Origin of the sequence: Acidovorax sp. HMWF018, assembly GCF_003061035.1 — a bacterium.
Classification (GTDB): domain Bacteria; phylum Pseudomonadota; class Gammaproteobacteria; order Burkholderiales; family Burkholderiaceae_C; genus Acidovorax; species Acidovorax delafieldii.
The window spans coordinates 1-9,105 of the sequence record NZ_QAIM01000434.1 but is presented as its reverse complement, the minus strand read 5'-3'; the positions used below and the strand labels follow the sequence as shown (position 1 = coordinate 9,105).

Here is a 9,105-nt window from a genome sequence, read left to right as displayed (position 1 = left end):
GTGGGGTTTCGGCATCCGCATAGCCGCCCATGCCGAAGTTGCTGCTCTCGGGCATGGCGATCAGGCGCTTGAGCATGTCCGAGCCGCCTTTGGAACGCGACAAAAAGGAGTTGTCGCGCAGCGACACCGCCGCCTTGGCCAGATCACCGGCTGTGGTCTCCAGCAGGTACAGGCTGATCAGGTTGACCATGCGGTCCCGCGCCTTCTCGAGCTCCGGGCGCAGAAACTCGCTGCCAAAGTAACGCGCGATCTGCACCATGCCCTTAGGCGCGTCGGCATTGATGGCCGCCAGCCGGTCCGCGTCAATCATGCCGTGCTGCACGCCGTAGACCAGCGCCTTTTCAAAGAAAGGGCGCGCGTCGTGCAGTTGCAGGGCATTGGCAGTAGCGACTGGTGCAGAAATTGAGGAAGGCGTGGGAGGCACGGTCATGTCTGAATCTATCGCGCTTCGCGCTGCTCATGGGCTATGAAACTGGCGCGGCCCATACCAGGACCGCCGCGCAAGGGCCGCCCCGCCGCGCTGGCGGTGTCCCCCTTCCCGAATGGCACAGCCATTCGAGGGAAGGGGGAAGGCGCGAAGCGCCTCAGGGGGTTGTTCACTAAATTGCAGACTCTTCGTCGGAAGCACGTGCGGCAGGCGTGGCCTTGCCGCGGTCGGTTTCGCTGGTCTCGAACTTGCCATCGTCTTCTTCGGACGTCTCTTCGCCCTCTTCCAGTCCCTGGTCAAACGCGCGGGCCTTGGCACGCAGCACCAGCAGCATCTCGATGAACAGGTCGCGGCACTCATAGCGCAGCAGCCAGGCCATCTGCATCCAGTCGCGGTCGGCCACTTCATCGAGGTCGATGCGCGGCTGCACATAGCCCGAGGCCAGCAGCTCGTCGTCGCTCAGTGTGACGCCGTAGTCTTCGGTGGCGTCAAAGGTGCCGGTGCGGGCAAAGGCCTCGATGCGGCTCCACTTTTCGGCAAAGTAGTTGGCCAGGGCCTCGGCGCCACCCTCCAGGTCGCCAATCGCGGTGAGGAACTCCACCGGGTCGGCATCGTCACGGAACACCACCGCGTTGACCATGTTGCGCAGGTGGGTGTGGGTAAGGTCCTTGTACTGCTTTTCCAGCACCATCGCGCGCGCAAACTGCTCGGGCGTAACCAGCATGTTGACCACCGAAGCCTTGGAGTCGTCGTACTCGCGCATCACGGCCAGGATGTCCTTGGGCGCCAGCTGGTCCAGCACCACCATCAGCGCGCCGTCGCCATCGCTGTCGGCCAGTTCGGCCAGCGCCGACTCGGCACCCACGATGTCACCGGCCGCGATGAGGCTGGTGGTCTTGGTGATCAGGGCCAGGTGTTGGTTGCTGCTGCTCATGGTCGTCATTCCTTGCGCTCAAAGCCCACATCGGCCAGCCAGTTGGCGCTGGACTCTTCGCGCGTACGGCTGTTTTGCGGGTCCACCGCGTCGTCGGCACTCAGGGCGCTGTAGTCATCGTCGTGTTCGGCGGCATCTTCACCATCGTCCTCGGCATCGCTGTCGCCATGCGACGCTGCGGCCGGAGCCAGGCGCGCGTGCTGTTGCAGGTATTCCAGGCCGGCGGCTACCGTCAGAAAGCGCGCGCCCTGGGGCTCGCGCAACACGGTCTGGGCCAGACTCATTGCCCAGGGCTCCAACGCTACGGCATGGGTCAGGCTGTGCCAGTCGGGCAGCTCGTTCACCGGTAAGCCCAACAGGTGCTCCAGTGCAGCCGGTTTGGTAAAGCGAAAGCCCCGGTGAAAGACCACGGCCACCATTTCGGGGGCCAGTTCCATCATCTGCACCAAAAACGCCATCTCGTTGCGCTTTTCGGCCAGGCGCTTGCGCAGAACGTCGTTGCCCTCGGAGTCGGACACCAGGTCGTCCAGCTCGGCCTGGTAGGCCGAGCGCAGGTCATAAAAATAGGGAGAAAGTTTCACAGGGCGGAAGGATGAGAAAGAATGCGTGCGCTGTAGGCCTGCCAGATCTCCTGGGCGGTCTGCAGCGGGTCGTCCAGCAGGTTGCGGCGGCGGTTGTCGTCGTAGGCCTGGCGGGCGTCGTCGTCCGACAGCACCTCATAGGCCTTTTGCACCTCGGCAAAGCGCTGTGCGGCGTCGGGCGCCGTGTTGCGGTCGGGGTGGTAGAACGAGGCCTTCTGGCGAAAAGCCTTCTTGATGTCCGCCAGCGACGCGTTGGCCGCCAGCCCAAGGGCTGCGTAGTGGTCAGCAGTCATGAAACAGTCCGTCCGTCAAAGCCAGGGGCGCCATCCAGGACACCCTCTTCAGCACCTGTGCCGGCGCCTGCGCGCGCACATCAACCACCCAGGCTCACAAACACGTTTTGCACGTCGTCGTTCGAATCGATGGCGGCCAGGAAGTTCTCAACCTCCTCCAGCTGCTCAGCCGTGAGGTTGGCGGGGTTCACAGGGTTCTTGGGCTTGTACCCCAGCTTGGCGGACAGCACCGTGAAGCCGTGGGCGGGTAACGCGCGGCTGACCAGGTCGAGGTCGGTGGGGTCGGTCCAGAAGGTGGTGGTGCCCTCTTCGTCGCCCGCTTCAAAGTCCTGCGCACCGGCCTCGATGGCGGCCAGTTCGGGGTCAGCGTCGGGGGTGGCGGGCTCGGCTTCGATCATGCCGACATGGTTGAAGTCCCAGGCCACCGAGCCCGAGGTACCTAGCTGGCCCTTGCGGAACAGCACGCGCATCTCGGGGGCCGTGCGGTTCACGTTGTCGGTCAGGCATTCAACCATCACGGCCACCTGATGGGGGGCAAAACCTTCGTAGATCACGCGTTCGTAGTTCACCGCGTCCGCGCCGGTGCCCGAACCCTTCTTGATGGCACGCTCCAGCGTGTCCTTGGGCATGGAGGCCTTGCGAGCCTGCTCCACCACCAGGCGCAGGCGGGCATTGCTGGCCGGGTCGGCACCGCCGCGTGCAGCCACGGTGATTTCCTTGACCAGCTTGCCAAACAGCTTGCCCTTGGCGTCGGCCACCTGTGCCTTGCCTTTTGCTTTCCACTGCGCGCCCATGATGGATCTCTTTTCCTTGATGTGAATGCGGCGCGCTGGGGCGCCGTGTGTGGGAGTTGCTGCAGCCATGCAGGAGCCGCCGGGAGGAAAAACGCCTCCCGAACAGCCCCCAGAGGATGGGAGTGCAACTTCCGACCGAACCCTATAGGGTACCACTGACCACCATGGACACTTTCGTTGCCCTTCCGCCACGCTCTCTATCAGCCGCACGCAGCGGTGCAGTTAACCTCGGCGACATGCGCAAAGCTCCTTCTTTTGACCCCTGCCCGGTGCACTGATGCTCAACACCCTTTGGCTGGGCTTTTTCTTCACGGCGGCCATCGCAGCCCTGGCCCAATGGCTGGTGGGGGGCAACGCCCAGATTTTTGCGGCCATGGTCGAAGCGCTGTTTGCCATGGCCAAACTGTCGGTCGAGGTGATGGTGCTGTTGTTTGGCACCCTCACGCTGTGGCTGGGCTTTTTGCGGATTGCCGAGAGGGCGGGCCTGGTCGATGCCCTGGCCCGGTGGCTGGCCCCACTGTTCTTGCGCCTGATGCCGGGTGTGCCCCGGGGCCACCCTGCCCTGGGCCTGATGACGCTGAACTTTGCCGCCAACGCCCTCGGGCTGGACAACGCGGCCACGCCCATGGGCCTGAAGGCCATGAAGGCCCTGCAGGAGCTGAACCCCGAGCCCGACACCGCCACCAACGCGCAGATCCTGTTCCTGGTGCTCAACGCCTCCTCGCTCACGCTGCTGCCGGTCACCATCTTCATGTACCGCATGCAGCAGGGTGCGCCCGACCCGACGCTGGTCTTCCTGCCCATCCTGCTGGCCACGTCTGCCTCCACCCTGGTGGGGCTGCTGAGCGTGGCCGTGGTGCAGCGCCTGCCGCTGTGGAGCCCCGTGGTGCTGGCCTACCTGCTGCCCGTGGCGCTGGTGCTGGGCGGGTTCATGGCGCTGCTCACCACGCTGAGTGCCGCCGCACTGGCATCCCTATCGTCGCTGCTGGGCAACCTCACGCTGTTTGCGCTGGTCGTGCTGTTTGTGGCGCTGGGCGCGTGGCGCAAGGTGCCGGTGTACGAGGCTTTCATCGAGGGGGCGCGCGAAGGCTTTGACGTGGCCAAGGGCCTGCTGCCCTACCTGGTGGCCATGCTGTGCGCCGTGGGCGTGTTCCGCGCCTCGGGCGCGCTGGGCTATGTGCTGGACGGCATCCGCTGGTGCGTGACCACGCTGGGCGCCGACGCCCGGTTTGTGGACGCACTGCCCACCGCCCTGGTCAAGCCGTTCTCGGGCAGCGCGGCGCGCGCCATGCTCATCGAGACCATGCAGACCCAGGGCGTGGACAGCTTTGCCGCCCTGGCCGCCGCGACCATCCAGGGCAGCACCGAAACCACGTTCTACGTGCTGGCCGTGTACTTTGGGGCCGTGGGCATTCAGCGCGCCCGGCACGCCGTGGGCTGCGCCTTGCTGGCCGAGCTGGCGGGGGTGGTGGCCGCCATTGTGGTGTGCTACCGGTTTTTTGGATAGTTTTTGCTGATAGCGCTAGTGCAATATACCCAAACAGCTATCAATTAAATAGCAATCTGGGAGTCAACCGCCAGCGGGCCCTGGCGCAGCCACCAGTTCCCACTCAGCCAGCTGCTCGTTGGTGGCAATCAGCCGCCCGACCAGCAGCTTGATGAAGGCCTTGTCAAAGCGCGACTGCAAATCCTCCGACGCCTCGCGCAGCGCAGGGTTGCGCACCTTGAGCACCAGCACCTCGGTCTCGGCCACGGCGGTGGCGGTGCGGATGCGGTTGTCGGGACGCAGGTAGGTCATCTCGCCCAAGGTCACGCCGGGGCCCAGGGTGCTGAGGTTCCAGCCCTGGCGGCTGACGGCCACCTGGCCTTCGATGAGGATGCAGAATGAGTCGCCGGGCGTGTTCTCCCGCATCAGCACCGTGCCCTGCTCCAGCCGGCGCCAGCTGCCCAGGCGCATCAGCTCCCATAGCGCGACGTCGTGAAAGTCGGCAAAAAACGGCAGCGCACGCAGGCGTGCAAAGCGCTCGGCCTCAGTGTCTTGCGACTTCTGGCGGGGCAGGCCCCGGTGCGCGGCCAGCAGTGCCTGGGCAAAGTCGGCCCAGGTGGCAAAGCGGTCGGCGGGCTGCTTGGCCAGCGCACGCAGCAGCACCTCGTCCACATGCGCAGGCAACGACGCCCGCAGCAGGCTGGGCCGGGTGGGCGTCTCGTTGCTGATCTTGTAGAGCGTGGCGAAGTCGGTGTCGCCATCAAACGGGCGGCGGCCGGTGAGCAGCTCGTACACCACCACGGCCAGCGAAAACATGTCGCTGTGGTGGGTGAGGTCCTGCTCGCGCACCTGCTCGGGCGACATGTACGACGGCGACCCCACCAGCCCGGACAGCTGCGTGGCATCGCTGCGCAACGACAGGGCGGCGCCAAAGTCGGTCAGCTTCACATCGCCGCCGCGCGCCAGCATCAGGTTGGCGGGCTTGATGTCGCGGTGCACCAGGCCCTCGCGGTAGGCGTATTCGAGCGCGTTGCAGCACTTGAAGGCAATGTCCAGCACCTGGGGCACGGGCAGCAAGGTATCGGGCGTTGCAAAGTCGGACAGCGGCTGGCCGTCCACGTATTCGAGCACCAGATAGGGCGGCAGCGCTTCGTCGTCCGCATCCAGCAGGCGCACGATGTTGGGGTGGCGCAGGCGGCCCGACAGCGCGGCCTCGTTGCGCAGCAGCTTGCGGTAGCGCTCTGCCTGCTCGGGCACCTTCAGCAAGTGCGCGTGGGTCTGCTTGATGGCCACCTTGCGGCCCCGGAAGCCGTCGAGCCCCAGGTACACGATGCCACTGGCGCCCCGCCCCAGTTCACGCTCGATGCGGTACTTGCCGATGTTGGCGGGCGGTGCAGAGGTGGCAGTGGCCATGGCGGGGCTCCCGGTCAGGGTGGGCAGTTCAGGTGGGGTCAGGCTCCGGCCAGCGCCTGCTCAAAGTCGGCCAGCAGGTCTTCCGCCTCTTCCAGGCCCACCGACAGGCGGATCATGCTGTCGGCAATGCCCATGGTGGCGCGCACGGCGGGGCCGGCCTCCCAGAAGATGGTGTGCGCCACCGGGATGATCAGCGTGCGCGTGTCGGCCAGCCCCGTGGCCTTGATGGGCAACTGCAGGCGGTTGCACACGGCCAGGCACTGGTCGGGGTTGCGCAGCTCGAACGACAGCAGCCACGAGCCCGCCTTGAGGTGCTTGCGCGCAAAGGCGTGCTGCGGGTGCGAGGGCAGCATGGGGTACAGCACGCGCGAGACGGCCGGGTGTGCCTCCAGCCGCTGCGCCAGCGCCAGGGCGGTGGCACTGGTGCGGTCCATGCGCAGCGACAAAGTCTCCGCGCCCAGGGCCAGCTGGTGGGCGGCGTGGGACGACAGCGTGCCGCCCATGTCGCGCAGGCCCTTTTTGCGCAGCTGCTGCAGGCCCCAGCCCTTCGCGTCGCCCTTGCGGTAGGCCGCAAAGATGTTGGGGTAGCCCGACCAGTCGTACAGGCCCGTGTCGGTGATGGCGCCGCCCAGCGCATCGCCCTGCCCGCCAATGCTCTTGGTGAGCGAGTTGACCACCAGCCCCGCGCCCACCGTGGCCGCGCGGAACAGGTAGGGCGATGCCACCGTGTTGTCCACCACGTAGAGCGCGCCATGCGCCTTGCACAGCGCGCCAATGCCTTCCAGGTCGGGGATCTGCGTGCCGGGGTTGGCAATGGTTTCGACAAACACCATGCGGGTGTTGGGGCGCAGCGCGGCAGCCACGTTGGCCGCGTCGGTCACGTCCACCGTGGTCACTTCAATGCCCAGGTCGGCCAACGTACCGAACACGCTGTTGGTGTTGCCAAACACGAACTGGCTGGCCACCAGGTGGTCGCCCGCCTTGAGCAGGGTGAGGAACACCGCGCAGATGCCCGCCATGCCGGTGGAGAACACGATGGAGCCATGCCCGCGCTCCATCTGCGTGATCTTGGCCTCCAGCGCCGCCGTGGTGGGCGTCCCCTGGCGCGCGTAGTTGAAGCCGCCCTTGGCGGTGCCCTGGAAGACGGCGATCAGGTCCTCGACCTTCTCGTAGCCGTACTGCACCGAGGTGTGGATGGGCTTGTGGATGGCCCCGTGCTCGGCGCCGCCCAGGCGGTCGGCATGCACGATCTGGGTGGTGAAACTGTGGTTCTGCGGTGTCGTCATAAAAATCTGCGGCTGCTCTGTTTCAACTGGTCTACGCGAAAGGCAAAACGATAAATACCGGCGCGCCCTTGACGCCAGCGCACCCGTGGAACTGGCTCTGCCAAGCCACCGGGAGCGTCCCCCTCCGGGGGAAGGCGCGCAGCGCCTCAGGGGGCTTCTCTCGATGGCTACCGTTCAGGTGCGATGTGTTCAGCGTAATCGTACAAGGCGCCCAGGATGTCCTGCGTCCGCTCGTCGTCGGCGGTCTCCGAGAGTTCGTCGATTTCGGTGAACAGCTGCTCCACCGTGCGCGCCCCGCCCTGCCCGTCGAACAGGCAGGCGGCGCGGTGCGCCTCCCAGCGTTCCTGCTCCTCGGGCGACAGCGTCTGCGGAAAGTTGCGCGCCCGGTAGCGCCACAGCAGCTCGGCCAGCCGCGGGTCATCAAAGTTCGCACGCGCCTTGGCCAGTCGGTCGCCGCTCAGGGTGCGCAGGTCGTTCAACAGGCGCCGGTCGTTGTTGCCCACAAAACCGCCGTACAGGTCCTGGTCCACATCCGGTGCCGGCTCTTGCGGGCGGGCAAACACCGCCGGCCAGATGCCGCTCATGTCGGGCAGCGCGCGCGCCACCTCGGCGTGCTGTGCGGCCTGGGCCAGGTCGATGCCCCAGCGCTGCGCCAGCGCGGGCGTGAGCGTGTTCACATTGCCCACCACCATGGGCGACTTGTTCAGGTGGATGGTCTTGATGGGCAGGCGCGTGACGCCCTCGGGCAGCGCGTCGGCCTTGCTGAACATGCGCAGGCGGATGTCCTCCACATTCAGCGTGGCCAGCTCGCGTGGGTCGTGGGCCAGGTCCCAGGCGATCAGCTCGTTCTTGTTGGTGGGGTGGCTGGCCAGCGGCCACATCACAGCCAGGCAGCCGCGCTCGGTGGGGAACATGCCCGACACATGCAAGAACGCGCGCGCCGTGGCCGTGGTGGCGGGCAGCCGCAGTTCGGCGGCCACGCGGTCCTTCTTGTGCAGGCTGAGGGCAAAGTCAAACAGCTTGGTGTTGTGCTGGCGGATCAGCCGTGCCAGCGCAATGGTGGCGCGCACGTCCGACAGCGCATCGTGCGCGGCATCATGCTGCAAACCATTGGCCTTGGACAGGTGCTCCAGCTTGAAGCTGGGCGTCACGCCGTCTTCCTTCTTGGGCCAGGTGATGCCGTCGGGTCGCAGCGCATAGGTCATGCGCACCACGTCCAGCAGGTCCCAGCGGCCGCACTGGTTTTGCCACTCGCGCGCATAGGGGTCGATGAGGTTGCGCCAGAACATGAAGCGCGTGATCTCGTCGTCAAACCGGATGGTGTTGTAGCCCACGCCAATCGTGCCGGGCTGCGCAAACTCGGACTCGATGCGCGCGGCAAACTGGTGCTCGGGCACGCCCTGCTCCAGGCACTGCTGGGGCGTGATGCCGGTGATGAGGCACGACACCGGGTCGGGCAGATAGTCGTTGGCGGGCTGGCAATACAGCATCAGCGGCTCGCCGATTTCGTTCAGCTCGGCATCGGTGCGGATGGCCGCGAACTGCGCAGGCCGGTCGCGGCGCGTGTTGGCGCCAAAGGTTTCGTAGTCGTGCCAGAGAAAGGTGTGGGGCGCCATGGTCGGTAGGCTAACAGGGGGCTGCAGGCGGAGGCTCGCGCACGGCGGGCGGGGCGCAAGGCGATCAAGCCGTCACTGTAACCGCATTTTTCAGTGTTTTTGGCCGCAAGCGCTAGTGGAACATGCGCAAGCAGCTATCAAAAACATAGTAAGCATATTCACCATACGGACTGATGCACATTCGCCCCCTGTACGCGGACTGGCACGCGGGACAATGGCGCATGCCCAGTTTCATTGCTTCCCCTCGCCCCGTGGGGCGCGCCACCGCCCTGCCC

The 9,105-nt window shown here is 66.0% G+C and carries 8 protein-coding genes and 1 pseudogene; 1 reads left to right on the top strand and 8 read right to left on the bottom strand.

Features of this window, described 5'->3' with window-relative positions:
• The 5 genes and pseudogenes from DBR23_RS30985 to DBR23_RS18105 all read right to left on the bottom strand — a co-directional run.
• Positions 1-430, bottom strand: a pseudogene (locus DBR23_RS30985) (hypothetical protein); the annotation flags it as partial.
• A 169-nt stretch (positions 431-599) separates the two neighbouring features.
• The gene (locus tag DBR23_RS18120; protein WP_056746672.1) at positions 600-1,361 is read right to left on the bottom strand and encodes a hypothetical protein; all 762 of its coding nucleotides are present in this window, start codon (positions 1,359-1,361) and stop codon (positions 600-602) included.
• A gap of 5 nt (positions 1,362-1,366) precedes the next feature.
• Entirely contained in the window at positions 1,367-1,942 is a 576-nt protein-coding gene (locus tag DBR23_RS18115) for a hypothetical protein (RefSeq protein WP_056746082.1), read from the bottom strand.
• Complete coding sequence (locus DBR23_RS18110; protein WP_015014301.1) at positions 1,939-2,235, bottom strand: DnaJ domain-containing protein; 297 nt, start codon at positions 2,233-2,235, stop codon at positions 1,939-1,941. Before DBR23_RS18110 ends, DBR23_RS18115 begins: the two co-directional genes overlap by 4 nt.
• A gap of 80 nt (positions 2,236-2,315) precedes the next feature.
• Positions 2,316-3,029: a YebC/PmpR family DNA-binding transcriptional regulator gene (locus tag DBR23_RS18105; protein WP_056062254.1), complete on the bottom strand. Its 714-nt coding sequence runs from the start codon at positions 3,027-3,029 to the stop codon at positions 2,316-2,318.
• Positions 3,030-3,306: 277 nt separating this feature from the next.
• Between DBR23_RS18105 and DBR23_RS18100 the strand changes: the two genes are divergently transcribed.
• Positions 3,307-4,536, top strand: coding sequence for a nucleoside recognition domain-containing protein (locus tag DBR23_RS18100; RefSeq protein WP_108499145.1), 1,230 nt, complete (start codon positions 3,307-3,309; stop codon positions 4,534-4,536).
• Positions 4,537-4,599: 63 nt separating this feature from the next.
• Here DBR23_RS18100 and DBR23_RS18095 read toward each other — a convergent pair whose 3' ends face one another.
• From DBR23_RS18095 to sbcB, 3 genes are all read right to left on the bottom strand, one after another.
• Entirely contained in the window at positions 4,600-5,928 is a 1,329-nt protein-coding gene (locus DBR23_RS18095) for a protein kinase (protein ID WP_108499144.1), read from the bottom strand.
• 38 nt (positions 5,929-5,966) lie between these two features.
• The gene (locus tag DBR23_RS18090) at positions 5,967-7,214 is read right to left on the bottom strand and encodes a cystathionine gamma-synthase family protein (RefSeq protein ID WP_056746087.1); all 1,248 of its coding nucleotides are present in this window, start codon (positions 7,212-7,214) and stop codon (positions 5,967-5,969) included.
• 167 nt (positions 7,215-7,381) lie between these two features.
• Positions 7,382-8,830: an exodeoxyribonuclease I gene (gene sbcB, locus DBR23_RS18085; protein WP_108499143.1), complete on the bottom strand. Its 1,449-nt coding sequence runs from the start codon at positions 8,828-8,830 to the stop codon at positions 7,382-7,384.
• Between the last annotated feature and the right edge of the window lie 275 nt (positions 8,831-9,105).